Below are 26267 nucleotides of genomic sequence, written 5' to 3'. Positions count from 1 at the left end.
GTTTGACAAAACGGACATTCGGACCTTAGAAGAGGACACGCGCCGATTTGAGCCTCAGCTTGCGGGCGCGAAACAAATGCAGCTAAAGCGCGGGAACGACGGGACGGCTCGATGCCGTCGGCGCTCCTTCCGCCTTGTTCATGGATGGAGCCAGCAATGTCAGCCGTTCTTCACGATGTCTCCCGCTCTCTCGAGAATGCTTCGGCGTGCCCCAGGGCCGGCGAGGTCGTTGCGTTGCTCGGCGCACCCGAGGTGCGGGGCGCGGCGTTGCATGCGTTCGCCGGCCTGCGGGCCGATGAAGGGGCGATCCCGACGGCCGAGATCGGACTGCTCTGCGCCCGGCCGCGCTTCTTTCCCTGGCTCGATCTCACGGACAATCTCGCTTTCGCCCTGCCGAAGGCGACGCCGTTCGAGCGCGAGGGCCTCCTCGCCAATGTGCTGGTCCGCCTCGGCCTTGCCGGGCAGGCGAAGCAGCGGCCGGCTGAACTCTCGCCGGAGGGCTTGCAGCGGCTTGCCATCGCGCGCCTGCTGCTGGTCAGGCCGCGTTTGCTGCTGATCGAGGAGCCCTTTGCGGCGCTCGATGCCGATGCGCGAGCCCGCCTCGCTGCCTTCCTGCCGGAACTCTGTTCGCAGGCGCGCCCCGCCGTCGTCATTGCAACCGGCTCCGTCGAGGAGGCTTTGCGCCTGGCCGATCGTATTCTCGTCCTGTCACGGCAGCCGGGGCCGGCCGCCTTCAGCCTCGACAATCTGCTGGCACGGCCACGCGAGGAGGGTTCCGTCGGCTTCGTCACCCTGCGCCGCGAATTGCGCCGGGCGCTTGAAAAGGAAAACCGGCACGCCGTGCCGGAGGTGGAGGCGGCGGCCTGAAGCGGCTACAAGCCGGCGGGCCGCTTCAGGAGGATCACGATCATGGACGTCACCGCTCTGCGCGCCCTTCAGGCGCCGCTCAAGGACAAGTATCGCGATGCACCCGACGCGGCGGTCATCACTCTCAAGGCCCATGGCGAGCTCGACGACCAGCACATCGCCTGCAAGGTCGAGACGGGTCGCGCCATCGCGCTCGCGGGGCTCCATCCCGCCACCGGCGGCTCCGGTGCCGAGCTCTGCTCGGGCGACATGCTGCTGGAGGCGCTGGTCGCCTGTGCCGGCGTCACGCTGAAGGCGGTCGCCACCGCGCTCGAGATCGAGCTGAAGAAGGGCGCGGTCCGGGCCGAGGGCGATCTCGACTTTCGCGGCACACTCGGCGTCGCCAAGGATGCGCCGGTCGGGTTCAGGGCGATCCGCCTCTTCTTCGACGTCGAGACCGATGCACCCCAGGAGAAGCTTGACACGCTGCTCAAGCTCACCGAGCGCTACTGCGTGGTCTTCCAGACGCTGAACGTGAAGCCCGAGCTTTCGGCCGCGCTCAGCCGCAGCTGATCACTCGGCCGCCTTCAGATCCAGCCCCTTCGCGAAGGGCAGCCGCGGCTCGCTCTTCTCGTCGTCGAATTCGAGCGCGCCGATCTTCTCGGCGCGGCTCGTGACCTTGCCGGCCGAGGTCTTGATTTGGCCGACATCGTCCTGTGCCTGGCGGAAATGGGTGTCGAGTTTGTCGACGCGCTCACCGAGGCGGCGCACGTCATCGAGCAGCTTGCCGACCTCGGTCTGAATCACGCGCGCCTCCTCCCGCATCCGTGCATCGCGCACCAGCGACTGCATCAGCTGGATCGCGAGCGCCAGCAGCGAGGGCGAGACGATCATCACGCGCGCCCGGTGCGCCCGCTGCACGATATCGTCGAAATGCTCGTGCAGATCGGCGTAGATCGCCTCGGAGGGGACGAAGAGCAGCGCGATGTCCTGCGTCTCGCCGGGCAGGAAATAGCGCTCCGCAATGTCCTTCACATGCACGCCGACATCGTTGCGCACGCGCTGGCCGGCGGTTTTCTTCGCATCCTCGCCGCGTGCCTCGCGCAGCATCGTGAAGCTCTCCAGCGGGAACTTCGCGTCGATCACCAAGCCGCGCCCGTCGCCGGGCAGGGTGACGAGGCAGTCCGGCCGGCGCCCGTTCGAGAGCTGCGGCTGGAAGGAGAAGAAGGCGGCGGGCAGCCCGTCGCGGATGATCGCCTCCATCCGCCCCTGACCATAGGCGCCGCGCGCCTGCTTGTTGGCCAGCACGTCCTTCAGCGTCACCACCTCAGAGGTGAGGTCGGTCAGGTTCTTCTGGGCGGTGTCGATCACCGCCAGCCGCTCCTGCAGCTTGCCGAGGCTCTCGGTGGTCTGCTGGACGTTGCGCTCCAGCCCGGCGCCGACCTGCTGGCGCAGGCCGTCCATCCTGTCGGCGACGAGCCGGGCGAGGTCGCCCTGCCGGGTCGAGAGAATCTCCGCCATGGACTGCATCCGGCCGGCCAGCTCAGCCTGCTGGCGGTTCATTTCCGCGACCTTGTCGTCCATCTCCCGCGCGCGTTCCGCCGCCATGGCGGCCTCGATCGCCCGGCCGCGGCTGCCCCGCCAGCCGGCGATGACCGCCATGAGCAGCAGGGCAAGGCTCAGTCCCGCGAAGCCGAGAGCCGCTTCGGCCCAGCTCACCGGGCGTTCCAGCAGGGTGAAGGCGATCTCGTTCATGAGGCGCAGCCTAGCCGATTCGATTCGGGATTGCGAACGAAAGCGGAACAGTTTGACCGCTTGCCCACAAATGCTTATGTCCCGGGCTCAACAGCTCTTTTCCTCCGGAACATCATGGCCATTCGCCCGCTCGTCATCCTGCCCGACGCCCAGCTTCGCCTCGTCTCGAAGCCGGTGGAGGCCGTCACGCCCGAGGTCAGGACGCTGGTCGAGGACATGTTCGAGACGATGTACGACGCGCCCGGCATCGGGCTCGCCGCGATCCAGATCGGGGTGCCGCTGCGCGTGGTGACGATCGACCTGTCGAAGCCGGAGGCGAAGGAGGGCGAGGAGCCGGAGCCGCGCAAGCCGCAGGTCTTCATCAATCCGCAGGTCACCTGGTCTTCGGACGAGTTCAGCGCCTATGAGGAAGGCTGTCTCTCGATCCCCGAATATTACGAGGAGGTCGAGCGCCCGGCAGAGGTGAAGGTCCGCTACATGGATCTCGACGGCAAGACGCAGGAGATCGCGGCCGAGGGCCTGCTCGCCACCTGCCTGCAGCACGAGATCGACCATCTCGACGGCATCCTTTTCATCGATCACCTCTCGCGGCTGAAGCGCGAGCGGGTGACCAAGAAATTCGCCAAGGCGGCCAAGCGCGAGCGGGCGGCGTAGTCGACATCCATGATCCGAGCCCTCATCCTGAGGAGCGCTTCGTAGAAGCGCGTCTCGAAGGATGGTCCAGATGGCTCGGGACTCTCTTGGAGCATCCTTCGAGACGCGCTTCTACGAAGCGCTCCTCAGGATGGGGGCTGCTTCATTCCGTCCGGCACCCCTGCCGGAGCTGAGGAAATATTGAGCATATGAGCTTGCGCGTCATCTTCATGGGCACGCCGGATTTTGCCGTGCCGGTGCTGACCGAGATCGTCGGGCAGGGGCACGAAGTGGTCTCCTGCTACACCCGCGCCCCGGCGCAAGCCGGCCGCGGCCTCGATCTGAGGCCCTCGCCGGTGCACAAGGCGGCCGAGCGCTTCGGTATTCCCGTCTTCACCCCCGCGACGCTGAAGACGCCGGAGCAGGCCGAGATCATCGCCTCGCACCAGGCCGATGTCGCCGTCGTCGTCGCCTATGGCATGATCCTGCCGCAGGCGATCCTCGACCTGCCGGAACTCGGCTGCCTCAATCTCCATGCTTCGCTGCTGCCGCGCTGGCGCGGCGCGGCGCCGATCCAGCGCGCGATCATGGCCGGCGATGCCGAGAGCGGCGTCTGCGTGATGAAGATGGAGGCCGGGCTCGATACCGGCCCGGTCGGCATGGTCGAGACGCTCGCGATCGGCCCGGACATGACGGCGGGCGAGCTGCATGATGGGCTCAGCCTCCTGGGCGCCGACCTGATGGTGCGCGCGCTGGCAGCGCTCGGGCGCGGCGCCCTGCATTTCACGCCGCAGCCGGAAGAGGGCGTCACCTACGCCGCCAAGATCTCCAATGCCGAGGCGAAGCTGAGCTGGTCGCTGCCGGCGCAGCAGGTGCATGATCGCGTGCGCGGCCTTTCGCCCTTTCCGGGTGCTTTCGCCGAGATCGATCTCGGCAAGGGGCCGGAACGGCTCAAGATCCTCCGCACGGCGCGCGCCGGCGGGGCGGCCGAGCCCGGCACGCTGCTCGACGACGAGGGCACCGTCGCCTGCGCCGTCGGCGCGGTGAAGCTGCTGCAGGTCCAGCGCGCCGGCAAGGCGCCGATGAGCGGAGCCGAGTTCCTGCGCGGCGCGCGGCTCGGGGCCGGCGACAGGCTTTAGCGGAGCAGGCCGTTGTCCGAAAACCGCTTCCTACGTTCCGGCGGCCGGCTCTGATGCCGCGCTACAAGCTCGTCATCGAATATGACGGCACGCCGTTCTCGGGCTGGCAGCGCCAGGCGAGCGACCCCTCGGTGCAGCAGAGCGTCGAGGAGGCGATCGAGGCCTTCTGCGGCCATCCCGTGCGGCTGCACTGCGCCGGCCGCACCGATGCCGGTGTCCACGCCACTCATCAGGTCGCCCATGTCGATCTCGACAGGGAATGGCGCACCGATGTGGTGCGCGACGCGAGCAATGCGCGGCTGAAGGCGCAGGTCCCGGTCAGCGTGCTCGGTGCCGAGATCGTGCCGGATGAATTCGACGCCCGCATCTCGGCGAAGCGCCGCTACTACATCTACCGCATCCTCGACCGGCGGGCGCCGCCGGCGCTCGACCGTGGCCGCGTCTGGCATGTCCCGGTCAAGCTCGACCACGAGGCGATGGACCGTGCCGCCAAGGCTTTGCTCGGCCATCACGACTTCACCACCTTCCGTGCCGCCGAATGCCAGGCCAACAGTCCGATCCGCACGCTCGACCGGCTCGATGTTCGCCGCGAGGGCGCGGAGATCGTGGTCTACACCCACGCCCGCTCCTTCCTGCACCATCAGGTCCGCTCGATCGTCGGCAGCCTGAAGATGGTCGGGGCCGGACGCTGGCCGGAAGCGAAGCTCGGCCAGATCCTGGCGGCGCGCGATCGCGCGCAATGCGCCGCGCTGGCGCCGTCTTGCGGGCTCTATCTCGCTGGCGTGGACTACTGAGCACCACGCCGAAAAGCGGGGCGTGCTTTTCGGAGATATCCGACGCAGCCGTGGAACGGCCGGCTCAGAACAGGCCGAACAGCCGGATCACGCCATAGTCGAGCACGACGCTGGCGATGATCAGCGGCAGGGCGATGGCGGGCCCTTCCGGGCCGAAGGCGGCGCGCGCCACGCAATAGCGCAGCCGGAGCACGATCGCGGCGAAGAAGGCCGACTGGACGAGCGCGAGCGTCGGCGTCGACCAGCCGACCGCGAAGACCGCGGCCGGGACCGCCATCAGGCTGGCCGAGACGATGCCGGCCCAGTTCCAGGCGATGACGAAGCTGGTGAAGCGTGGCGCCTGCGCGAGCGCGGGGCGCAGCGCGATCAGCAGGGTAGGCACCGCGAGGATGGCGAGGCAGAGCGCGCCGACGACCGCCATCACCAGGGTCGGGGCGGTGAAGAGGCCCGCGCTGTTCGGCAGTCCGGCGATCAGGCGCGCCGCGGCGAGCATCGCGATCGTCGCGGGCAGCATCAGCGCAAAAGCGAGGTAGGAGCGCCAGAACCCGTCCCGGCTGAGGTCGAGTTCGGAAAGCGCTTCAGTGCCGCGGGTCATCAGGTGCCAGGAACCCCGCAGCGAGCGCGCGACGTCGTCGGCAGCGAGCCTCATCACGGTCTCCATCATCTGCGTTCTTAGACTTTCGTCTAAGGCAGATAATGCCCCATGGGTCCGGCGCGTCAAGCCCCATGCTGCGCTGCAAAATAAGTGCCGAGTAAACGATGCGTGATCCGCTCCAGCGCGACGAGATCCGCGACCGCGACGCATTCGTCGATCTGGTGCATCGTCTTGCCGACGACGCCGTATTCGACCACCGGGCAATAGCTCTTGATGAAGCGGGCGTCGGAGGTCCCGCCGGTCGTCGACAGCGCCGGCCGCTTGCCGGTCTCGGCGGCGACGGCGTCCGCGACCATGTTCACGAAGGGGCCGGGCTCCGTCAGGAAGGCGACGGCATTGGTCGGCTGGAAGCCGACCTCGTAGCGCACCGTGTTGCCGGCCGCCTCGCGCAGGCGCCGCTCGATCTCGGCCGCGAGCGTCTCCGGTGTCCAGACATCGTTGAAGCGGATGTTGAAGACGGCTTTCGCCTGCGCCGGGATGACGTTCGTCGCCGCATTGCCGACGTCGAGCGTGGTCACCTCGAGATTGCTCGGGTCGAAATGATCCGTGCCGGTGTCGAGCGGCGTCGCATCGAGCGCCGCCAGCAGCCGGACCATGCCGCGGATCGGATTGTCGGCGAGATGCGGATAGCCGACATGGCCCTGCGTGCCCTGGACCGTGAGCTTGCCGGTCAGCGAGCCGCGTCGGCCGATCTTGACCATGTCGCTCATCGCCGCCGGATTGGTCGGCTCGCCGAGGATGCAGTGGTCGAAGCGCTCGCCGCGCTCATGCGCCCAGGCCAGCAGCTTCACGGTGCCGTTGACGGCCGGTCCTTCCTCGTCGCCGGTGATCAGGAAGGCGATCGAGCCGGGCGCATCCGGATTCGCGCGGCGATAGCGGATCGCGGCCGCGACCATGGCGGCGACACCGCCCTTCATGTCGCAGGCGCCGCGCCCGTAGAGCACGCCGTCCTCGATCGTGCCGCCGAAGGGCGCGCGGGTCCAGGCCGCCTCGTCGCCGACCGGAACCACGTCGGTATGCCCGGCAATGACGAAGACCGGGGCCTCGCTACCGATGCGGGCATAGAGGTTCTCGACATCCGGCGTGCCGGGCTCGCTGAAGACGGGGCGATGGACCTCGTAGCCCTCGGCCGCGAGCACGCTATCGAGCAGGGCGAGCGCTCCGCCTTCCTGCGGCGTGACGGAGGCACGGCGCACCAGCGCCTGCGTCAGCGCGACGGGGTCGGTGGGGTCGAAGGCGAGGGTAGGGGCGGAAGCGGCGGGATCGTTGGTCATGGCGCCGCTTTAGCGTGCTTTCGCCCTAGCGGGAACCGAGCTTCACGGTGGCCGGCTCTGCCGGTTCGTCCTGTCTGGCCGAAGGCATCAGCCCGAGATCGATGAAGGCGATGACCCAGGCGATCGTCGCGATCGCTTCGAGCGACGGCCGCCAGCCGAATGGCATGTAGAGCCGCAGATGCTCGGGCAGGACGATCGCGCAGATCAGCAGGATGCCGAAGAGCGGGCTGCTGCCGCGGTCGGTGGCGCGCTTGGCGGCCAGCGCCGCCCAGGGGAACAGCGCGAAAGCGCTGGCGAAGGCGACGATGGTTCGCGCCATCTGAGGGGTGGTCAGATGCGGCACGATCTTCTGCAGCGCGAACAGCGTGAGCGCGACGGCGGCGCCGCCGATCCAGAAGCTGCGCAGGCCTATGCGGCCGTCGAGATCGCAGAAGAGGCGGATCGTGGACATGCGTCTGCTCCGTTGGGTGCTTGATCGCATGTCTTAACGCAAGATTGAAGCTTATGGTGAATAAAAGGTTAACGCTGCGGCCGGGCGGTTGTGCCAACTCAGAAAAGGCTTGAATGGCCCATTCCGGGCCGCTAGCTGCGGATGGAGCGTCGCGCCGGCGCAGTCCGACCGGCAGTGAGTATCGTTGAAGGGCGCCCCTGCGCGGCCCGAGTGAGGTTTCGAGCATGACCATCCGTTTTCATCGCGGCGATCTGCCTGACGGCTACGAGGCCGGGTCCAGCGTCGCGATCGACACCGAGACGCTTGGCCTCAACCCGCATCGCGACCGGCTCTGCGTGGTGCAGCTTTCGCGCGGCGACGGCACGGCCGATGTCGTGCAGATCCCGCAGGGCGGCGAGCGTCCCAAGAACCTGATCCGCCTGCTGGAAGATCCCGCGGTGCTGAAGCTCTTTCATTTCGCGCGTTTCGACATTGCGGTGCTCCGCCAGGCCTTCGGCGTCGTGACCAGCCCGGTCTACTGCACCAAGATCGCTTCGAAGCTGGCCCGCACCTACACTGATCGCCATGGGCTGAAGGACCTGGTCCGCGAACTGCTCGGCGTCGAACTCTCGAAGCAGCAGCAATCCTCGGACTGGGGCGCGGACAGCCTGAGCGAGGCCCAGCTCGCCTATGCGGCTTCCGACGTGCTGCATCTCCATGCCCTGCACGAGAAGCTGGAAGCGATGCTGGCGCGCGAGGGGCGTAGCCATCTCGCCCGCGCCTGCTTCGAGTTCCTGCCCTACCGTGCCGAGCTCGACCTCGCCGGCTGGCCCGAGAACGATATCTTCGCTCACACTTGACAATTTCGAAGGCTTCTTGCGTCTGTCTGCGCGCGGACAGACGTGGGGGCGCGCCGTCGGCATCGAGAGGGCGGATCGCGCGGGGGCGCGATGCGATTCGCCTGCCCGACACGAAAATGCCGTGAGCGGCTGCCATTGCGCGGGACATGACTGTGGCAATGACCTTCAATGATCCGGCCGGTAGGCTGTCCGCGCAGGCGCTGCGTCGCCGCGCGGCCTTCGGTGCTGCCCGGCGACATACCCGTCTCGTCCAGATCCTGCGCGGCGCGATTCCGGTGGCCGTGGTGGTCCTGGTGCTGGCGCTGGTGGTGATCCCCTTCCTCAGCCCGCTCGGCGGCAAGCTGGCCAATGTCTCGGTCAGCTCGGTCGGCATCACCGGCGGCAAGGTCAGGATGGAGACGCCGAAGCTCTCCGGTCACCGCAAGGACAACCGGCCCTATCAGGTCACGGCGGAGAACGCCTTCCAGGAAATCCGCAACCCGACGCAGGTCGAGCTGCAGGCGCTGACCGCGCGCATCCAGATGGAGCGCGAGGGCTGGGTCACCGTCAATGCCCGGACCGGTCTGTTCGACACGCAGAAGGAAAAGCTGCGGCTCGTGGATGATGTCCATATCCGCACGGAGAACGGCCACGACATGCGGATGAAGACGGCCGATGTCGACTTCAAATCCGGCACCGTGGTCTCCCGCGAGCCGGTCAAGGTTGACCTCGGCGAGACGACGGTGGATGCCAACACGCTTGACGTGAAGAACAATGGCGAGTTGATCGCCTTCGAGGGGCGGGTGCGGGTCTTCATCAAGAACGCGCCGGCAGGTACGATCGCGGGTCCCGAGCGCGAAGGCAGCACGCCGATGCCGGAACTGCTGAAGGCCGATCGGGTTGCACCGCAGGGCACTGCACCGGCAAGCGACGCCGGCAACGGGAAGAGACAGTGACATGATCACGGCAGGCCAGACGTTTCGCTTCGTGAAGGGCTGCTCCGGCATCGCCATGCTGCTGGCGGCCGGCTTCGTCGTCCTGGGAGCCTCGCAGGAGGCCTGGGCGCAGCCGGCGCAGGGCAAGGGGCGCGGCGCCAATGCCTCGTCGCCGCTCGGTGGCCTCGGCGGTGACAGCAAGGAGCCCATCAAGATCGACGCCGACAAGCTCGACGTGCTCGACAAGGAGAACAAGGCGGTCTTCACCGGCAATGTCGTCGCCGTCCAGGGCGAGACGACCGTCCGCTGCTCGGTGATGACCGTGCTCTACGAGGGGCGCGGAGGCGGGCAGGGCGGCGGCGCCGCGTCGGCCCGTGCCGCGACCCCGGCCCCCGCTGCCGCCGGCAATGGCCAGGGCGCGGGCAATGACAGCTCGATCAAGCGCATCCTCTGCAAGGGGCCGGTCACGGTCGTCTCCAAGACCCAGGCGGCGACGTCGGACAATGCCGAGTTCGACCGGGCCAACAACGTCGTGATCATGACCGGCAATGTCGCGCTGAACGACGGCCCCAACATCACCCGCGGCGAGAAGCTGACCTACAACACGGTCACCGGCGTCGCCAATGTCGAGACCAACAAGGGCGGACGCGTGCAGGGGTTCTTCGTGCCGAACTCGACCGACTCCAGCAAGACGGACGCGAGCAAGCCGGCGCCGAAGCCCACCAACTGATCGTGCTGCAGTGACCGTATCCGAAGCTCCCCGCCCCGCCGCCATGCCGGCCCGTGCCGATGCTGCCGGCTCGCAGCAGAATGGTCTGTTCGGACGCCTGCGCGGGCTTTTCGGCGGGCGCGGCCCGCAGGCCCGCCAGGCGCGGAGGGCGCCGTCGACGGCCGAGCTGATCGGCGGTCCCGGTATCCTCGCCGTCAGCAATCTGCGCAAGAGCTATGGCGGGCGCGCCGTCGTCTCCGATGCCAGCCTTTATCTGCGCCAGGGGGAGGCCGTCGGCCTGCTCGGCCCGAACGGCGCCGGCAAGACCACGATCTTCTACATGATCACCGGGCTCGTCGCGGCCGATTTCGGCGTGATCTCGCTCGAGGGCAACGACATCACCGCGCTGCCGATGTACCAGCGCGCGCGGCTCGGCATCGGCTACCTGCCGCAGGAAGCCTCGATCTTCCGCGGCCTCTCGGTCGAGGACAATATCCGCGCCGTGCTCGAGGTGGTCGAGCCCGATCGCAAGGCGCGCGAGCGCCAGCTCGACCAGCTGCTCGAGGAGTTCACGATCTCCCGCCTGCGCAAGGCACCTTCGATCGCGCTGTCGGGCGGCGAGCGTCGCCGCTGCGAGATCGCCCGAGCGCTCGCCGGCAAGCCCTCCTTCATCCTGCTCGACGAGCCCTTCGCCGGCATCGACCCCATCGCGGTCGGCGACATTCAGGCCCTGGTGCGCCAGCTCACCGACCGTGGCATCGGCGTCCTGATCACCGACCACAATGTCCGCGAGACGCTCGGCCTCGTCGACCGCGCCTACATCATCCATTCCGGCCGGGTGCTGACCGAGGGGTCGCCGGCCGAGATCATCGCCAATCCGGATGTGCGCCGCGTCTATCTCGGCGAGGATTTCCGCCTCTAGCCAGTCGGTGTCTTCGCCTTCGCGACGATATGTTGCGATGCGTCAATCATCGCGCCTTCGAACGAGGCGGAGGCTTTGACGTGGCGATGCACCGGCGCTAGGGTCTCTTCTCAAGCAAGAAGCGTGCCGTTGGGTGCGCCAGTGAGAAGGGCCGTCGGCGCATGGCGATGATGCCGCGCATGGAGCTGCGCCAGGGACAGTCCCTGGTGATGACGCCGCAACTGCTGCAGGCGATCAAGCTGCTCCAGCTCTCTCATCTGGAACTGCAGAATTTCGTCGATGGCGAACTCGAGCGCAATCCGCTGCTCGAGCGGGATGACGGGCCGGACCTGCCCCTGCGGCCCGAAGGCGGCGACGGTCCTCTCGCGGCAGATCCCGAGAGCTTCGCCCGCGCCGAGAGCCTGAACACCCAGGAGGGCATGGAAGGCCGGCTCGGGACCGGGCTCGACAACGTCTTCCAGAGCGAGCAGCCGAGCGCCGCGCGCAGCGAAGCCAACGGCGCCGACAGCCTGCCGATCATCGGCGGCGCCTATGGCTCGCGTGGCGGCTCCTTCGAGGACGGGCCGGAGGGTTTCGAGAGCGGGCTGACGGCAGATCTGTCGCTGCAAGACCATCTCAGCGCCCAGCTCGACCTCGCCGTCAGCGACGCGGCGCAGCGCATCATCGGCCGTCACCTGATCGATGCGGTCGACGACAGCGGCTATCTCGCCGAGCCTGTCGCCGAGATCGCCGCGCGTCTCGGGGTCGGCGTCGAGCGCGTCGAGGCCGTGCTGCGCATCGTCCAGGGCTTCGACCCCTCGGGCGTCGCCGCCCGCGACGTCGCCGAATGCCTCGCGATCCAGCTGCGCGACCGCGACCGCTTCGACCCGGCGATGCAGGCGCTGGTGGCGAATCTCCATCTTGTCGCCAAGCGCGATTTCGCGGCGCTGAAGCGCGTCTGCGGCGTCGACGACGAGGATATTGCCGATATGGTCGGCGAGATCCGCCGGCTCGATCCCAAGCCCGGCCGCGGTTTCGGCGGCTCGGCCGCGGAGACGGTGGTGCCGGATGTCTTCATCCGCGCAGCGCCGGACGGCTCCTGGCTGATCGACCTCAACCCGGACACCCTGCCGCGCCTACTCGTCAACCAGACCTATCACGCCCGCGTTTCGAAGGCCGCCCGCAACGACGAGGAGAAGGCCTTCATCGCCGAATGCCTGCAGACGGCGAACTGGCTGACCCGCTCGCTGGAGCAGCGGGCCCGCACCATCCTGAAGGTCGCGAGCGAGATCGTGCGTCAGCAGGATGGCTTCTTCGCGCATGGCATCGAGCATCTGCGCCCGCTCAACCTGAAGACCATCGCGGACGCGATCGGCATGCACGAATCGACCGTTTCGCGCGTGACCTCGAACAAGTACCTGACCTGCTCGCGCGGCGTCTTCGAGATGAAGTATTTCTTCTCGGCCGCGATCGCCGCGACCGGCTATGGCGAGGCGCATTCCGCCGAAGCGGTGCGCTTCCGCATCAAGCAGATGATCGACGAGGAAAGCCCTTCCGCGGTGCTTTCCGACGATGCCATCGTCACGAAGCTCAAGGCCGGTGGCATCGACATCGCGCGGCGCACTGTGGCGAAATATCGCGAATCCCTGCGAATCCCCTCTTCGATGGAGCGGCGGCGGGAGAAAGTCGCGATGGCGCGCAGCGAACGCTGAGCGAATTTGTTCCAAAGCCCTGGCGCATGCTGGCCATGACCGGCCTCGCTCATTGACATCCCCGACTCCCGGTTCTTAGCTCCTAGGGATGGCCGAGCACTGGCCATGACGAACAAGGGGAAGCAGTCCATGAGCTTGCGAATCTCCGGCAAGAATCTCGATGTCGGCGAGGCCCTGCGTGGTCAGGCCGAGGAGCGGGTCGCTGCGGCCGTCAGCAAATATTACGAGGGCGGCTATCAGGGCCATGTCACGGTGGACAAGGACGGCACGGCCTTCCGTACCGACACCGTGATCCATCTCTCCTCCGGGATCACGCTGGAAGCCTCCGCCACCGCCCATGATGCCTATGCCAGCCTGGACAAGATGGCCGAGCGCATCGAGAAGCGGCTGCGGCGCTACAAGCGCCGGCTGAAGGACCGCTCGGGTGCCAACGGCCGCGATGCGGGGATCGAAATCCCCAGCTATGTGATCGCGGCTCCGGATGCCGAGATCGAGGAGTTCGACGGCGTTTCGGCCGGCGACAACCCGGTGATCGTGGCCGAAACCACCAAATCCCTGCATGTTCTGACGGTAGGTGACGCTGTCGCCGAACTCGACCTGACGGGTGCGCCGGTCATCGTCTTCCGTCATGCTGGCAATGGCCGCATGAACATCGTATACCGCCGCCGCGACGGCAATATCGGCTGGATCGACCCGCCGGCATCGTTGTCCTGAGAGGCCGGCGGGCGAACCGCTCAGGCCGTCGACCCTGACCCGTGCCGACGGCGTTGTGGCCGGCACGGGACATGCATGGACGGGCGAATGACGCTAACCGATCTCCTGAGCCCTGCAGCGGTGATCTCGCCGCTACGGGCCAATGGCAAGAAGCAGGCTCTGCAGGAGCTTGCTCTGCACGCCGCCACCCTGACCGGCTTGCCCGAGCGCGAGATCTTCGAGGCGCTGCTTCAGCGAGAGCGCCTCGGCTCGACCGGCATCGGCGATGGCATCGCGATCCCGCACGGCCGCATGCCGGGCATCGACCGTCTGGTCGGGCTGTTCGCCCGCGCCGAGAAGCCGATCGATTTCGACGCGCTCGATGGCCAGCCGGTCGATATCATCTTCGTGCTGATCGCGCCGGAAGGCGCGGGGGCGGATCATCTCAAGGCGCTGGCCCGGGTCGCGCGCGTCCTGCGCAACCAGTCGGTGCTGGAGCAGGTCCGGAAGATCCGCGATCCGTCGGCGATCTACGCCGTCCTGGCCGAGTCGGCCGCGCAGGCGGCCTAGAGACGCGCAACCCGCCATTGCGGGGCGCGAAGCGACGAAGCAATCCAGAGAGGGAAACGGGTGCAACGTTTTTGCCCGACCCTTCTGGATCACGTCGTTGGGGAGGCGTGCTTCCCTGCTCCCTCAGTCTGTACGGATTAAAGACTGCTTGGACGCGAGCGCCCGAGCGGCTATGACGCCGGCCAGAACGGCGTCGCGCCAGCCATGAGCCGAGCGCGGCGCACCCTGCTCCGGAGCCGCTGATCATGGCCTATACGCATGTCGATCTCTTCCCGCTCGGCGAGGACAAGACGCCCTACCGCAAGCTCGGCAGCGAAGGTGTCAGCGTCGAGAAAATCGGTGATCGTGAGATCCTGAGCGTCTCGCGCGAGGCGATCCGCCAGCTCTCCGAGCAGGCCTTCATCGACATCAACCATCTGCTGCGTCCGGGGCATCTCGCCCAGCTGGCCAAGATCCTCGACGACCCCGAGGCGACCTCGAACGACAAGTTCGTCGCCTATGACCTGCTCAAGAACGCCAATATCGCCGCCGGCGGTGTCCTGCCGATGTGCCAGGACACCGGCACCGCGATCGTCATGGGCAAGAAGGGCCGCAAGGTCTGGACCGATGGCGACGACGAGGCGGCTTTGGGCGAGGGCGTCCACGACGCCTATCTCAAGCGCAACCTGCGCTATTCCCAGCTCGCGCCGCTCTCGATGTTCGAGGAGAAGAACACCGCGACCAACCTGCCCGCGCAGATCGACATCTACGCCGAGGGCGAGGACGCCTATAAGTTCCTCTTCGTCTGCAAGGGCGGCGGCTCGGCCAACAAGACCTTCCTCTACCAGGCGACGCCGTCCCTTCTCACCAAGGATCGCATGATGGCGTTCCTGAAGGAGAAGATCCTGACGCTCGGCACCGCCGCCTGTCCGCCCTATCACCTCGCCATCGTGATCGGCGGCACCTCGGCCGAGCAGAACCTCAAGACGGTGAAGCTCGCTTCGACCCGCTATCTCGACGCGCTGCCGACCAAGGGTTCGCCCTCGGGCCATGCCTTCCGCGATCTCGAGATGGAGGAGGAGGTCCATAAGATGACGCAGGCGCTCGGCGTCGGCGCACAGTTCGGCGGCAAGTATTTCTGCCACGACGTCCGTGTCATCCGCCTGCCGCGCCACGGCGCCTCGCTGCCGATCGGGCTGGGCGTCTCCTGCTCGGCCGACCGCCAGGCCAAGGGCAAGATCACCAGGGACGGCATCTTCCTCGAGGCGCTGGAGACCGATCCGTCGAAGTATTTGCCGGATGTCGACGAGGCGAAGCTCGGCGGCGCCGTGGTCAAGATCGATCTCAACCAGCCGATGAGCGAGATTCTCGCGACGCTCTCGAAGCACCCAGTCAAGACGCGCCTGTCGCTGACTGGCACGATCATCGTCGCCCGCGATCTCGCCCATGCCAAGATCCGCGAGCGCCTGGAGCGCGGCGAGGGCATGCCCGACTATTTCAAGAACCACCCGGTCTATTACGCCGGCCCGGCCAAGACCCCCGAGGGCTTCGCCTCCGGCTCATTCGGCCCGACCACTGCCGGCCGCATGGATTCCTTCGTCGACCAGTTCCAGTCCTTCGGCGGCTCGATGGTGATGCTGGCCAAGGGCAACCGCTCCGCCGCGGTGCGGGAAGCCTGCAACAAGCATAGCGGCTTCTATCTCGGCTCGATCGGCGGCCCGGCGGCGCGGCTGGCGCAGGATTGCATCCGGAAGGTCGAGGTTCTGGAATATCCGGAACTCGGCATGGAAGCGGTCTGGCGGATCGAGGTCGAGGATTTCCCGGCCTTCATCGTCATCGACGACAAGGGCAACGACTTCTTCAAGGAGCTGAATCTCGGATGAGGCGCGCGCTCACCCTGGCGCTGCTCGCGGCACTGCTGACCGGCCCTGCCCTGGCCCAGCAGCAGCGGCCGGCGACCTGCTCGCGCGACCTCTTCCAGAACGAGGCCGGCTTCCGCCGTCAGCAGACCAGGCTCGCCGCCGTGGCAAGCGCCGACCAGGCGACGCAGTGCCGCGCCTATCGCGAGCATGTCGGCTATTTGCAGAAGGCCCGCTCGGTCTTCGCCGCCTGCCAGAGCGGGGCGGAGCGCGAGCGCAACGTCGCGGAGATGGACACCGAGCTGGTGAACTACCGCGCACTCGTCGCCAATCGCTGCGGCGGGCGTTGAGGCGCATCCGTCATTGCGAGGAGCGAAGCGACGAAGCAAGCCAGGGGGCTGGGCGAACCCTCCCAGTCTCCCTGGATTGCTTCGCTGCGCTCGCAATGACGCCACGGCGTGGTAGTAGCCGTTTCAGATAATCGAAAGGCCTCCCATGACCGACCAACAGCCGCCGCTCCAGATCGCCGTTGTGCCGGTGACGCCGTTCCAGCAGAACTGCTCGATCATCTGGGAGCCCAAGAGCAACGAGGCGGCGATCGTCGATCCCGGCGGCGACGTGCCGCGCCTGCAGGCCGCGCTCAAGGAACTCGGCGTCATCCCGGTCGCGATCTGGCTGACGCACGGCCATCTCGACCATGCCGGGGGCGCGACCGAACTGGCCGAGGCGCTGTCGATCCCGATCATCGGGCCGCATCAGGGCGACAAGCCGCTGCTCGATGCCCTGCCGGAGCAGGGGCTGCGCTTCGACATCCCCGGCATGAAGGCCGTGGTGCCGACGCGCTGGCTGAAGGATGGCGATACGGTCTCGCTGGGCGATCTGACCTTCGAGGTCGCGCATGTGCCGGGCCATTCGCCGGGCCATGTCACCTTCTTCCAGAAGGATCTGCGCTTTCTGCTCGCCGGCGACACCGTCTTCGCCGGTTCCGTCGGCCGTACCGACTTCCCCTATGGCGACCACGAGGCGCTGATCTCGGGGATCAAGACGAAGCTTCTGCCGCTTGGCGACGACGTCCAGTTCCTGCCCGGCCATGGCCCGGCGAGCACGCTGGGCGAGGAGCGGCAGAACAATCCGTTCTTGCAGGGCTGAAAGACTGCGCCGTCATGCTCGCCCTTGTGGCGAGCATCCACGCCTTGAACACTGCTATCGGCGAAGGAAGGCGGGGATGGTCGGGACAAGCCCGTCCATGACGGGCTCGGCCCCAGAAACGCCAACGGCCATGCAGCGGAACGGTGCGCGTACATCCGGCGTCACACGTTCGGCTCATGGCCGTCTTCACGGGCGCTGGAGGGCTGTGGAACGCCCTCGACATCGCCGTGAACCCAAGATGGGGAGGGCTTCTCCCGATTACAAGCCCTCGGTCGAAAAAGTTTGGCGCCACACGTAAAGCGCGTCCGGTTCGCCTTCAACATTGCGCCTGCCGTCGTTGAGATCGACGAGGCGGAAGCCGTGGCGCTCGTAGAAGGCCCGCGCGGCCGTGTTCCGCTGGAAGGTGAACAGGCTGAGCTGCTCGGGGCTGCGCTCCTTGGCCTTCGCGAGCAGCAGCGTGCCGATGCCGCGGCGAAAATACCCAGGCAACAGATAGAGCTGGTCGAGCTCCTCGCCGTTCAGCGTCGCAAAGCCGAGGATGCGCCCGGCCTCGCGCGCCACCCAGGTCTCGCCGGTTGCCAGCATCACGGTCGCGATCCAGCTCCGCACCGCCTCGTCGCTGTGGCAGCGGCGCAGATAGGGCAGGGCGGCGGCGCGCGAGGCGAGATAGAGCGTCGCGATCTCCCCGGCATCCCGGGGAGAGGCGGGTTCGATCGCGATCGTCGGCGTCGCCGGCACGGGGCGTCTCAGGCGTCGAAGACGCCCAGCAGGAAGTCCTGCTTGCCGATCTGGAAGCCGTTCTCGCGCAGGATGTCGTAGGCCGTCGTGGCGTGGAAATAGAAGTTCGGGATGGCGAAGCGGGTGAGATAGGCCTCGCCCGTCATCGTCACCGTCGCCGAGGGGCCGCGCGGGAAGGTGACCTCGCGGGCAAGCCCGGCATCGAGGGCGGCGCCATCGGCGGCCGCCACGAAGGCGAGTGTCTTGGCGATGCGATCTTTCAGCTCCGGGAAGCTCTTCTCCTCGTCCGGGAAGCGCGGATTCTCGCCGCCCGAGAGGCGCGCTACCGCGTTCTTGGCGAAGTCGCAGCAGAGCTGGATCTGGCGGGTGAAGGCCAGCATGTCGGGCGCGAGCCGCGCCGTCAGCAGCACCTCGGGCTGGATCTTGCGGGTCTCGGCCTGTTCCAAAGCCTTGTCGAGAATGGCGTCGAGCGCCTTGAGCGTCTGAACGAAGCCGGAAAGGGCGGCGGCCTGGACTGTGAGCGGCATGGGAAACCTCGAAACGACAACGGGCCCGGAAAGGGCCCGCTGCGTAAAGTTATAGAGGAGATTTTTCCGCGGCGCTCTGCGCGGAAAGATCAATCTTTCGCGCGCTCGACATAGGAGCCGTCGGCCGTCATCACGACGATGCGGGTGCCGACGCCGACATGCGGCGGCACGGCGCTGCGCACACCGTTGGAGAGGATCGCCGGCTTGTAGGACGAGGAGGCCGTCTGGCCCTTGGTCACCGGCTCGGTCTCGACCACCTCCAGCGTGACGCGCTGCGGCAGCTCGATCGCGACGGCCTTGTCGTCGAACACGGAGAGCGAGACCTTCATGCCTTCCAGGAGATAGGGGGCGGCATCGCCGACCACATCCTTGTCGACATGGAGCTGGTCGTAGTTCTCCGGGTTCATGAAGACGTACTGCTCGCCGTCCTGGTAGAGATAGGTGAAGTCGCGATCCTCGACATAGGCGCGCTCGACCTGCTCGGTCGTCTTGTAGCGCTGCGAGACCTTCACGCCGTCGGCGATGCGGCGCATGTCGATCTGCGTCGTCGGCGTGCCCTTGCCCGGGAAGAAGCTCTCGGCCGAGAGCACAGAGCAGAGATGCCCGTCGACTTCGAGGACGTTGCCCTTGCGGACGGAAGAGGCGATGACCTTGACCACGTGAATGTCCTTGCTGGTGCGCGGCGTTCCCGCGCCAAATCTAAAATTCAGAGCGTCGCTCTCGCGAAAAACCGGTTCCCACTTTTTCGCGCGATGCTCTATGCGAATTCTGTCGCCGCGCAACTACCGCATTCGCGCGCGAAACGAAAGCTTTCCGACGCATTCGACGCGAGATTCGATGAGTTCCTCCCCGACGCCGTTCTGGCGGCCCGACGTCCATGCCGATCGCCGCCCGGCGCTTCTCGCACGGGGCCGGATCAAGGCCGCGCTGCGGCGCTGGTTCGAGGCGCGCGGCTTCACCGAGGTCGAGGCGGCGATCCTGCAGCTTTCGCCGGGCAACGAGACGCATCTGCACGGCTTCGGCACGACGCTGATCGACAACGCCGCCGAAAGCCACCCCTATTACCTGCACACTTCGCCCGAATTCGCGGCCAAGAAGCTGCTGGCGGCGGGCGAGACGCGCATCTTCGATTTCGCCCGCGTCTTCCGCAACCGGGAGCGCACGGCGCTGCACCATCCCGAGTTCACGATGCTGGAGTGGTATCGGGCGGGCGAGGACTACGAGGTCCTGATGCAGGATTGCGCGGCGCTGCTGGCCGAGGCCGCTCGCGTCGCCGGTGCGACGACGCTCCGGTGGCGCGATGCGGAGGCCGATCCCTTCGCCGATCCCGAGCGGCTGACGCTGCACGACGCCTTCGCCCGTCATGCCGGTATCGACCTGCTCTCGACCGTCTCACCGGAAGGCACGGTGGATCGCGCGGCGCTGGCCGGGCAGGCCGTCGCCGCTGGCATCCGGCTGGCCGAAGACGACAACTGGTCCGACATCTTCAGCCGCGTGCTGTCGGAACGCATCGAACCGCATCTTGGCCGTGGCCGCGCCACGATCCTCTGCGAGTATCCGATCAGCGAAGCTGCGCTCGCCCGGCCAAAGCCCGGCGATCCGCGCGTGGCCGAACGCTTCGAGCTCTATGCCTGCGGCGTCGAGCTCGCCAACGCCTTCGGCGAGCTCACCGACCCGGCCGAGCAGCGCCGCCGTTTCGAGGCCGATATGGACGAGAAGGAGCGCATCTATGGCGAGCGCTATCCTGTCGACGCGGATTTCCTCGCGGCGCTGGCGCTGATGCCGGCCGCTTCCGGCATCGCGCTTGGCTTCGACCGGCTCGTCATGCTCTGCGTGGGCGCGCGCTGGATCGAGGACGTCCTCTGGACGCCGGTCGCGGAACCGGGCAGGGGAAGTTCATGACCGTTCACCAGCCCCCTGGAGGCCAGCCGCTGCGCAGCATCGACGCGCTCGTCGAGGCCGGCCTCGCCGCGCCCGCGCGCCGGGAAGCGCTACAGAAGGTGGCGGAGCGCTACGCCGTTTCCGTCACGCCGGCCGTTGCCGGGCTGATCGATCCCGCCGATCCGGCGGACCCGGTCGCGCGCCAGTTCATCCCCGATGCGGCCGAGCTGGTGACGCTGCCGCAGGAACTGGCCGATCCGATCGGCGACGACGCCCATTCGCCCGTCGAGGGCGTGGTGCATCGCTATCCCGATCGCGCCTTGCTCAAGCTCGTCCATGCCTGCCCGGTCTATTGCCGCTTCTGCTTCCGCCGCGAGATGGTCGGGCCCGGCGGCGATGCGCTGACCGGTGCCAAGCTCGACGCCGCGCTCGCCTATCTCGCCTCCCGTCCCGAGATCTGGGAGGTGATCATGACCGGCGGCGATCCCTTCATCCTCTCCGCCCGGCGCGTCCGCGAGGTCGCCAGGCGCCTCGCCGCCGTCCCGCATATCAAGGTCGCGCGCTGGCATACCCGCGTGCCGGTGGTCGATCCCGGCCGGATCACGCCGGATTATGCGAAGGCGCTGCGCATCCCCGGCAAGGCGAGCTACATCGCGATCCACGCCAACCATCCGCGCGAATTCACGCCGGAGGCCCGCGCCGCGATCGCGGCGCTCGCCGATGCCGGCCATGTGCTGCTGAGCCAGTCCGTGCTGCTCAAGGGCGTCAATGCCGATGTCGAGACGCTCGGCGCCCTGATGCGCGCCTTCGTCGAGAACCGCATCAAGCCCTATTACCTGCACCATCCGGATCTGGCGCCCGGCACCTCGCATTTCCGCCTGACGCTGGAAGAGGGGCAGGCGCTGGTCAAGCGCCTGCGCGGCCATCTTTCGGGGCTGTGCCAGCCGACCTATATCCTCGACATCCCCGGCGGCGCCGGCAAGATTCCCGTCGGCCCCTCTTTCCTGTCAGGCTGCGAGATGCCCGGCGCGGAAGCGGTTGCCGAAGACCGGCATGGCGGGCAGCACCTCTACCCGCCGGCCTGACACGAAGGACATCGACATGCAGGACAAGCTGCCGCTCGCGATCGTCTCCGACATCGCCTGCCCCTGGTGCTTCATCGGCAAGACGAGGCTCGAGACGGCGCTGGACCGCTATGGCCTGACCGAGCGCTTCGCCATCACCTGGCTGCCCTATGAGCTCAACCCGGAGATGCCCGAGCAGGGCATGGACCGAACGCAGTATCTCGAGACGAAGTTCGGCCCCGGCAAGCGCAAGGAAATCGAGCTTCGGCTGTCCGAGGCGGCGCTGGAGAGCGGCGTCACCTTCAACTGGGCGAAGGTGACGAAGAGCGTCAACACCCGCATGGCCCATATGCTGGTCGCCGCAGCCTCGACGGTGCAGCGCGGCGGCGACATGACCGCAGCCCTGTTCAAGGCCTATTGGCAGGACGGCCGCGATATCGGGGATCTCGAGACGCTGGTTCAGATCGCCGTCGAGCAGGGCTTCGACGAGCAGGCCGCCCGCGACGAGCTCGCCAATGATGAATTGCGCGAGACCGTGATCGGGCTCGAGAACCATGCTCGCGAGGTCGGCGTCACCGGCGTGCCCTTCTTCATCGTCGACGGCAAGCTCGCCGTCTCGGGCGCGCAGCCGCCGGATGTCTGGGCCCAGGTCTTCCAGCAGGTGCTGGCGCAGCATCAGCCGCAGCCGCAGATGCCGCAGTTCTGAAGACGCTGCGGGAGGCGCGGTGCCTTCACGGCGTCGCGCCTCCCGCTGATTGCGCTCAGGTCGTTTCGGGCGCTGTGGCCGGGCGCACGTCTCCGCGCCAGCGCCTGACGACCCGCACGACGGCGATGTAGAGCAGCGGCACGAAGAAGACGCCGAGTACCGTCGCCGAGATCATGCCGCCCATCACGCCGATGCCGATCGCGTTCTGGCTGCCCGAGCCAGCGCCGGTCGCCACCGCCAGCGGCAGGACGCCGAGCACGAAGGCGAGCGAGGTCATCAGGATCGGCCGCAGGCGCTGACGCGCCGCCTCCAGCGTCGCCTGGACGAGAGGCTTGCCCTGCGCTTCCTGCTCGATCGCGAACTCGACGATCAGGATCGCGTTCTTGGCGGCGAGTCCGATGGTCGTCAGCAATCCGACCTTGAAGTAGACGTCGTTGGTCTGGCCGAAGAGCGTCGCAGCCAGCAGCGCCCCGAAGATGCCGATCGGCACGCTGAGCATCACCGCGAAGGGGATCGACCAGCTCTCGTAGAGCGCCGCCAGGCACAGGAAGACGACGAGCATCGAGAGGGCGTAGAGCGCCACAGCCTGGCTGCCCGAGAGCCGCTCCTGGAAGGACAGGCCCGTCCACTCATGGCCGAACCCCGGAGGCAGCTGCGTCATCAGCCGGTCGATCTCGTCCATCGCCGCGCCCGAGGAGGCGCCGGGCGCGGCCGCGCCCTGGATCTCGACGGCAGCCGAGCCGTTGTAGCGCTCCAGCCGCGGTGAGCCGTAGCTCCAGCGCCCGGTCGAGAAGGCCGAGAACGGGACCATCTCGCCGCTGCCGTTGCGGACATACCAGCGGCCGACATCCTCCGGCTGCATGCGGAAGGGCGCGTCCGCCTGGACATAGACCGATTTCACACGGCCGCGGTCGATGAAGTCGTTGACATAGGCCGAACCCCAGGCCGTCGACAGCGTGTTGTTGATCGCGGCGAGCGGCAGGGTGAGCGCACTCGCCTTCTCCTGGTCGATCTCGACCGCGTATTGAGGCGTGTCCTCCTGCCCGTTGGGGCGGGTGCCGGTGAGCAGCTTGCTCTGCCCCGCGAGGCCCAGCAGCTGGTTGCGCACCTCCATCAGCCGCGAATGGCCGGCGCCGGCGATGTCCTGCAGGTAGAAGTCGAAGCCGGCGGTGTTGCCGAAGCCCTGGATCGCCGGCGGGGCCAGCGCATAGACCGTGCCGTCGCGGATCGACCGGAACGCCGCCATGGCGCGCCCCGCCACGGCCTGCGCTGTCGCAGCCTTGCCGACCCGTTCGGCGAAGGGCTTCAGCCGCACGAAGGCGAGGCCGACATTCTGCCCCTGTCCGCCGAAGCCGAAGCCGGCGACGGTGAGCACTCCCTCGACGAGGTCCTTTTCCTTCTCGAGATAGTGCTTCTGCACCTCGTCGAGCACTTTGAGCGTGCGGTCCTGCGTGGCGCCGACCGGGAGCTGGACGCTGGTCAGCAGGATGCCCTGGTCCTCGTCCGGCAGGAAGGAACTCGGCAACCGCGCGAACAGCGCGGCCATGCCGCCGCCGATCAGCAGGAAGACGAGCAGGAAGCGCAGGGGCCGTGCGATCATGCCGGCGACGCCGGCGCGATAACCTTCGGTGGTGCGTTCGAAATTGCGGTTGAACCAGCCGAAGAAGCCCTTGCGCGGGCCGTGATCGCCGATCGGCTTGAGGATCGTGGCACAGAGCGCCGGGGTCAGCACGAGCGCGACAACGACCGACAGGATCATCGCCGTCACGATGGTGATCGAGAACTGCCGGTAGATGACGCCGACCGAGCCGCCGAAGAAGGCCATCGGCACGAACACGGCCGAAAGCACGGTCGCGATGCCGATCAGCGCGCCGGTGATCTCGCCCATCGACTTGATGGTCGCTTCCTTGGGGCCGAGCTTCTCCTCCTGCATCACGCGCTCGACGTTCTCGACGACAACGATCGCGTCGTCGACCAGGAGGCCGATGGCGAGCACCATGGCGAACATGGTCAGCGTGTTGATCGAGTAGCCGGCGACGGCGAGCACGCCGAAGGTGCCGAGCAGTACGACCGGCACGGCGAGCATCGGAATGAAGGTCGCGCGCAGGTTCTGCAGGAAGACGTACATCACCACGAAGACGAGCAGGATCGCCTCGAACAGCGTGTGGACCACCTTCTCGATCGAGAGCGTGACGAAGGGCGTGGTGTCGTAGGGGTAGGTGACCTCGACGCCTTCCGGCAGGGTCTGCTTCAGCCGCTCGATCGTCGCCTGCACCGCCTCGGCCGTGTCGATCGCGTTGGCGCCGGTGGCCAGGCTGATGGCGAGGCCGGTGGTCGGCTGGCCATTGTAGCGCGAGACGGTGTCATAGCTCTTGGCGCCGAGTTCGACGCGGGCGACGTCGTTCAGCCTGACGATCGAGCCCGAGGGGCCGCTCTTCAGGATGATGTTCTCGAACTGCGAGACCGTCTGCAGGCGCGAGGCCGCCGTGACGGTGGCGTTGAGCTGCTGGCCCTTGACCTGCGGCAAGCCGCCGAGCTGGCCGGCCGAGACCTGGGTGTTCTGCGCCTCGATCGCCGCCGCCACGTCGAGCGGCATCAGGGCGTATTTGCGCAGCTTGTCCGGGTCGAGCCAGATGCGCATGGCGTAGCCGGCGCCGAAGAGCTGGGTCGAGCCGACGCCTTCGACGCGCTTGAGTGTGTCGTTCAGCGTGGAATCGACATAGTCGGCCAGGTCGGTGGTCGACATCCGCCCGTCCTTCGAGACGAAGGCGGCGACCATCAGGAAGCCCGTCGAGGCCTTGGCGACCGAGATGCCGGTGCTCTGCACCACTGCCGGGAGCTGGCGCGTGACGAGCTGCAGCTTGTTCTGCACCTGCATCTGCGCGACGTCGGGATCGGCCTGGCTGTTGAAGGTCAGCGTAATCGAGGCGTTGCCGGTCGAGGTCGAGTTCGCCGTCATGTACTGCAGGTTGTCGAGGCCGGTCATGCCCTGCTCTATGACCTTGGTCACCGAGTTCTCGACCGTCTGCGCGTCGGCGCCTGGATAGTTGGCGCTGATCTGCACCGTCGTCGGCGCGATCTGGGGATATTGCGAGACCGGCAGCGTGCGCAGCGCCAGCACGCCGGCCAGCATGATGACGATGGCGACGACCCAGGCGAAGATCGGCCGTTCGATGAAGAAGCGGGACATCATGGCGTCAGTTCTTCGCCGTGTTGCCGGGCGCTTGCGCCCTGCGGTTCGCGGATTTGAGCTCGCCCGTCGCCTCGTCGACGCTGACCTCGTCGGCGGTGACGGTCTGGCCCGGGCGGACGAGCTGCCCGCCTTCGACGATCACGCGCTCGCCGTCCTTGACGCCGGTATCGACCAGCCAGTTGTTGCCGATGCTGCGCCGCGTCGTCAGGACGCGTTGCTCGACCTTGCCGTCGGCCTGGACGAACTTCGCCGTCGCCTCGCCCTTCGGATTGCGGGTGACCGCGCGCTGCGGCAGCAGGAAGCTGTTCGGCGCGATGCCTTCCTCGACCACGGCGCGGACGAACATGCCCGGCAGCAGCAGGCGGTCCGGATTGGGGAACTCGGCCCGCACCGTGAAGGTGCCGGTCGTCACGTCGATGGTGGATTCGGCGAACTCGATCTTGCCCGCCTGCGGATAGTCCGCGCCGGTGTCGAGCTTGAGCTTGACCGCGACATTGCCGCCCGAAAGCTTCAGGCGTCCTTCGGCGACGGCCTGGCGGAAGTTCAGCAGATTGGTGCTCGACTGGATGACGTCGACATTGATCGGCTCGAGCTGGCGGATGGTCGTCAGGGCGACCGCCTGGTTCGCCGTCACCAGGGCGCCCGGCGTCAGTGTCGAGCGGTCGACGCGGCCGCCGATCGGCGCCGTCACCTTGGTGAAGTCGAGGTTGATTCGCGCCGTCTCGACGCTGGCCTTTGCCGCGGCGACGTCGGCCCTGGCCTGGGCCAGGGTCGCGGTGGCGTCGTCGGTGTCCTGCTGGCTCGCCGCATTGCGCTGCAGCAGCTCGCGATAGCGCTCGGCCCGGAGCCGGGCGTTGACGGCCGCCGCCTCCGCCTTCTGCTGGGCGGCGACGGCGCTGTCATAGGCGGCCTGGTAGGGCGCCGGCTCGATCTCGTAGAGCAGGTCCCCGGCCTTGACCTCGCTGCCTTCCTTGAACAGCCGCGACTTGATGATGCCGCCGACCTGCGGGCGCACCTCGGCCACGAGATTGGCGGCGACGCGGCCCGGCAGCTCGGCGGTGATGGCGACCGGCTGCGGATGCAGCACCACGACGCTGACTTGCGTCTGCTGCGGCGGCGGGGCGGCCGCCTTCTCGGAATTGCATCCTGCCGCGGCTGCCGCGAGCAGCAGCAGGGCGAGGCGGGACGACGACTTGGCGCGCAGGAGCGGCATTCTGGCTCTCATTTTGGAAACTCGCGAGTTTCTTATCGCTTGATTTCTCCCTCTGTCAAACTCAAGAATGCGG

Annotated in this window: 27 protein-coding genes; 18 read left to right on the top strand and 9 right to left on the bottom strand. The window is 67.4% G+C overall.

The window, feature by feature from the left end:
* Positions 1-156: 156 nt before the first annotated feature.
* Together B5Y19_RS10150 and B5Y19_RS10145 are read left to right on the top strand one after the other, a co-directional pair.
* The gene (locus B5Y19_RS10150) at positions 157-867 is read left to right on the top strand and encodes an ATP-binding cassette domain-containing protein (protein ID WP_176168604.1); all 711 of its coding nucleotides are present in this window, start codon (positions 157-159) and stop codon (positions 865-867) included.
* A 42-nt stretch (positions 868-909) separates the two neighbouring features.
* Positions 910-1419, top strand: a complete 510-nt coding sequence (locus B5Y19_RS10145; protein ID WP_055730754.1) for an OsmC family protein — start codon at positions 910-912, stop codon at positions 1417-1419.
* Here B5Y19_RS10145 and B5Y19_RS10140 read toward each other — a convergent pair whose 3' ends face one another.
* Positions 1420-2601 (bottom strand): DNA recombination protein RmuC, encoded by a 1182-nt coding sequence (locus tag B5Y19_RS10140; RefSeq protein ID WP_055730755.1) that lies wholly within the window; start codon positions 2599-2601, stop codon positions 1420-1422. It lies immediately after the preceding gene.
* A 114-nt stretch (positions 2602-2715) separates the two neighbouring features.
* On the opposite strand from B5Y19_RS10140, the gene def reads away from it, so the two are divergent.
* The 3 genes from def (at position 2716) to truA (ending at position 5167) form a co-directional block, all read left to right on the top strand.
* Positions 2716-3255: a peptide deformylase gene (def, locus tag B5Y19_RS10135; RefSeq protein ID WP_055730756.1), complete on the top strand. Its 540-nt coding sequence runs from the start codon at positions 2716-2718 to the stop codon at positions 3253-3255.
* 188 nt (positions 3256-3443) lie between these two features.
* Positions 3444-4373 carry a methionyl-tRNA formyltransferase gene (fmt, locus tag B5Y19_RS10130; protein WP_055730757.1) on the top strand — a complete coding sequence of 310 codons (930 nt, stop codon included), beginning with the start codon at positions 3444-3446 and terminating at the stop codon, positions 4371-4373.
* Positions 4374-4426: 53 nt separating this feature from the next.
* Complete coding sequence (truA, locus tag B5Y19_RS10125) at positions 4427-5167, top strand: tRNA pseudouridine(38-40) synthase TruA (protein WP_055730758.1); 741 nt, start codon at positions 4427-4429, stop codon at positions 5165-5167.
* A 64-nt stretch (positions 5168-5231) separates the two neighbouring features.
* Here truA and B5Y19_RS10120 read toward each other — a convergent pair whose 3' ends face one another.
* The 3 genes from B5Y19_RS10120 to B5Y19_RS10110 form a co-directional block, all read right to left on the bottom strand.
* Positions 5232-5816 (bottom strand): hypothetical protein, encoded by a 585-nt coding sequence (locus tag B5Y19_RS10120; protein WP_139384337.1) that lies wholly within the window; start codon positions 5814-5816, stop codon positions 5232-5234.
* Between the two features lie 68 nt (positions 5817-5884).
* On the bottom strand, positions 5885-7096 hold the full coding sequence (dapE, locus tag B5Y19_RS10115; RefSeq protein ID WP_055730760.1) for a succinyl-diaminopimelate desuccinylase: 1212 nt from the start codon (positions 7094-7096) through the stop codon (positions 5885-5887).
* A gap of 25 nt (positions 7097-7121) precedes the next feature.
* Positions 7122-7547, bottom strand: coding sequence for a DUF805 domain-containing protein (locus B5Y19_RS10110; protein WP_055730761.1), 426 nt, complete (start codon positions 7545-7547; stop codon positions 7122-7124).
* A gap of 224 nt (positions 7548-7771) precedes the next feature.
* Here B5Y19_RS10110 and B5Y19_RS10105 point away from each other — a divergent pair, with 224 nt between their 5' ends.
* From B5Y19_RS10105 to B5Y19_RS10060, 10 genes are all read left to right on the top strand, one after another.
* On the top strand, positions 7772-8386 hold the full coding sequence (locus B5Y19_RS10105; protein WP_055730762.1) for a ribonuclease D: 615 nt from the start codon (positions 7772-7774) through the stop codon (positions 8384-8386).
* Positions 8387-8544: 158 nt separating this feature from the next.
* The gene (gene lptC / locus B5Y19_RS10100) at positions 8545-9321 is read left to right on the top strand and encodes an LPS export ABC transporter periplasmic protein LptC (RefSeq protein WP_055730763.1); all 777 of its coding nucleotides are present in this window, start codon (positions 8545-8547) and stop codon (positions 9319-9321) included.
* 1 nt (position 9322) lies between these two features.
* Positions 9323-10030, top strand: a complete 708-nt coding sequence (locus tag B5Y19_RS10095) for an LptA/OstA family protein (RefSeq protein WP_079591412.1) — start codon at positions 9323-9325, stop codon at positions 10028-10030.
* A gap of 43 nt (positions 10031-10073) precedes the next feature.
* Complete coding sequence (gene lptB / locus B5Y19_RS10090) at positions 10074-10931, top strand: LPS export ABC transporter ATP-binding protein (protein WP_055730764.1); 858 nt, start codon at positions 10074-10076, stop codon at positions 10929-10931.
* 161 nt (positions 10932-11092) lie between these two features.
* Complete coding sequence (rpoN, locus tag B5Y19_RS10085; protein WP_079591411.1) at positions 11093-12622, top strand: RNA polymerase factor sigma-54; 1530 nt, start codon at positions 11093-11095, stop codon at positions 12620-12622.
* Positions 12623-12751: 129 nt separating this feature from the next.
* Positions 12752-13336, top strand: a complete 585-nt coding sequence (hpf, locus tag B5Y19_RS10080) for a ribosome hibernation-promoting factor, HPF/YfiA family (protein ID WP_055730786.1) — start codon at positions 12752-12754, stop codon at positions 13334-13336.
* An 87-nt stretch (positions 13337-13423) separates the two neighbouring features.
* Positions 13424-13885: a PTS IIA-like nitrogen regulatory protein PtsN gene (ptsN, locus tag B5Y19_RS10075; RefSeq protein ID WP_055730765.1), complete on the top strand. Its 462-nt coding sequence runs from the start codon at positions 13424-13426 to the stop codon at positions 13883-13885.
* Between the two features lie 245 nt (positions 13886-14130).
* Positions 14131-15747, top strand: coding sequence for a fumarate hydratase (locus tag B5Y19_RS10070; RefSeq protein WP_079591410.1), 1617 nt, complete (start codon positions 14131-14133; stop codon positions 15745-15747).
* A complete protein-coding gene (locus tag B5Y19_RS10065; protein ID WP_055730767.1) occupies positions 15744-16073 on the top strand; it encodes a hypothetical protein in 330 nt (109 codons plus the stop codon). The genes B5Y19_RS10070 and B5Y19_RS10065 overlap by 4 nt, the downstream gene beginning before the upstream one ends.
* Before the next feature lie 145 nt (positions 16074-16218).
* Entirely contained in the window at positions 16219-16872 is a 654-nt protein-coding gene (locus B5Y19_RS10060) for an MBL fold metallo-hydrolase (protein WP_055730768.1), read from the top strand.
* A 258-nt stretch (positions 16873-17130) separates the two neighbouring features.
* Here B5Y19_RS10060 and B5Y19_RS10055 read toward each other — a convergent pair whose 3' ends face one another.
* The 3 genes from B5Y19_RS10055 to efp form a co-directional block, all read right to left on the bottom strand.
* Positions 17131-17610 (bottom strand): GNAT family N-acetyltransferase, encoded by a 480-nt coding sequence (locus tag B5Y19_RS10055; protein ID WP_079591409.1) that lies wholly within the window; start codon positions 17608-17610, stop codon positions 17131-17133.
* 8 nt (positions 17611-17618) lie between these two features.
* Positions 17619-18137 (bottom strand): DUF1993 domain-containing protein, encoded by a 519-nt coding sequence (locus B5Y19_RS10050; RefSeq protein ID WP_055730770.1) that lies wholly within the window; start codon positions 18135-18137, stop codon positions 17619-17621.
* A gap of 89 nt (positions 18138-18226) precedes the next feature.
* Positions 18227-18796: an elongation factor P gene (gene efp / locus B5Y19_RS10045; protein ID WP_055730771.1), complete on the bottom strand. Its 570-nt coding sequence runs from the start codon at positions 18794-18796 to the stop codon at positions 18227-18229.
* 178 nt (positions 18797-18974) lie between these two features.
* Between efp and epmA the strand changes: the two genes are divergently transcribed.
* The 3 genes from epmA to B5Y19_RS10030 are packed head-to-tail and all read left to right on the top strand — an operon-like array spanning position 18975 to position 21788.
* Positions 18975-20039: an EF-P lysine aminoacylase EpmA gene (gene epmA, locus B5Y19_RS10040; RefSeq protein ID WP_055730772.1), complete on the top strand. Its 1065-nt coding sequence runs from the start codon at positions 18975-18977 to the stop codon at positions 20037-20039.
* Positions 20036-21103: a lysine-2,3-aminomutase-like protein gene (locus B5Y19_RS10035; protein ID WP_079591408.1), complete on the top strand. Its 1068-nt coding sequence runs from the start codon at positions 20036-20038 to the stop codon at positions 21101-21103. The genes epmA and B5Y19_RS10035 overlap by 4 nt, the downstream gene beginning before the upstream one ends.
* Positions 21072-21788 carry a DsbA family oxidoreductase gene (locus tag B5Y19_RS10030; RefSeq protein ID WP_055730774.1) on the top strand — a complete coding sequence of 239 codons (717 nt, stop codon included), beginning with the start codon at positions 21072-21074 and terminating at the stop codon, positions 21786-21788. Before B5Y19_RS10035 ends, B5Y19_RS10030 begins: the two co-directional genes overlap by 32 nt.
* A gap of 55 nt (positions 21789-21843) precedes the next feature.
* On the opposite strand, the gene B5Y19_RS10025 is transcribed toward B5Y19_RS10030, so the two are convergent.
* Both B5Y19_RS10025 and B5Y19_RS10020 read right to left on the bottom strand, forming a co-directional pair.
* A complete protein-coding gene (locus B5Y19_RS10025) occupies positions 21844-24978 on the bottom strand; it encodes an efflux RND transporter permease subunit (protein ID WP_055730787.1) in 3135 nt (1044 codons plus the stop codon).
* A gap of 7 nt (positions 24979-24985) precedes the next feature.
* On the bottom strand, positions 24986-26194 hold the full coding sequence (locus tag B5Y19_RS10020) for an efflux RND transporter periplasmic adaptor subunit (protein ID WP_176168603.1): 1209 nt from the start codon (positions 26192-26194) through the stop codon (positions 24986-24988).
* Positions 26195-26267: the final 73 nt, after the last annotated feature.

Origin of the sequence: Allobosea thiooxidans (assembly GCF_900168195.1) — a bacterium.
Lineage (GTDB): Bacteria > Pseudomonadota > Alphaproteobacteria > Rhizobiales > Beijerinckiaceae > Allobosea > Allobosea thiooxidans.
Note: the sequence above shows the minus strand (reverse complement) of the source record. Positions and strands in the feature narration are given on the sequence as shown.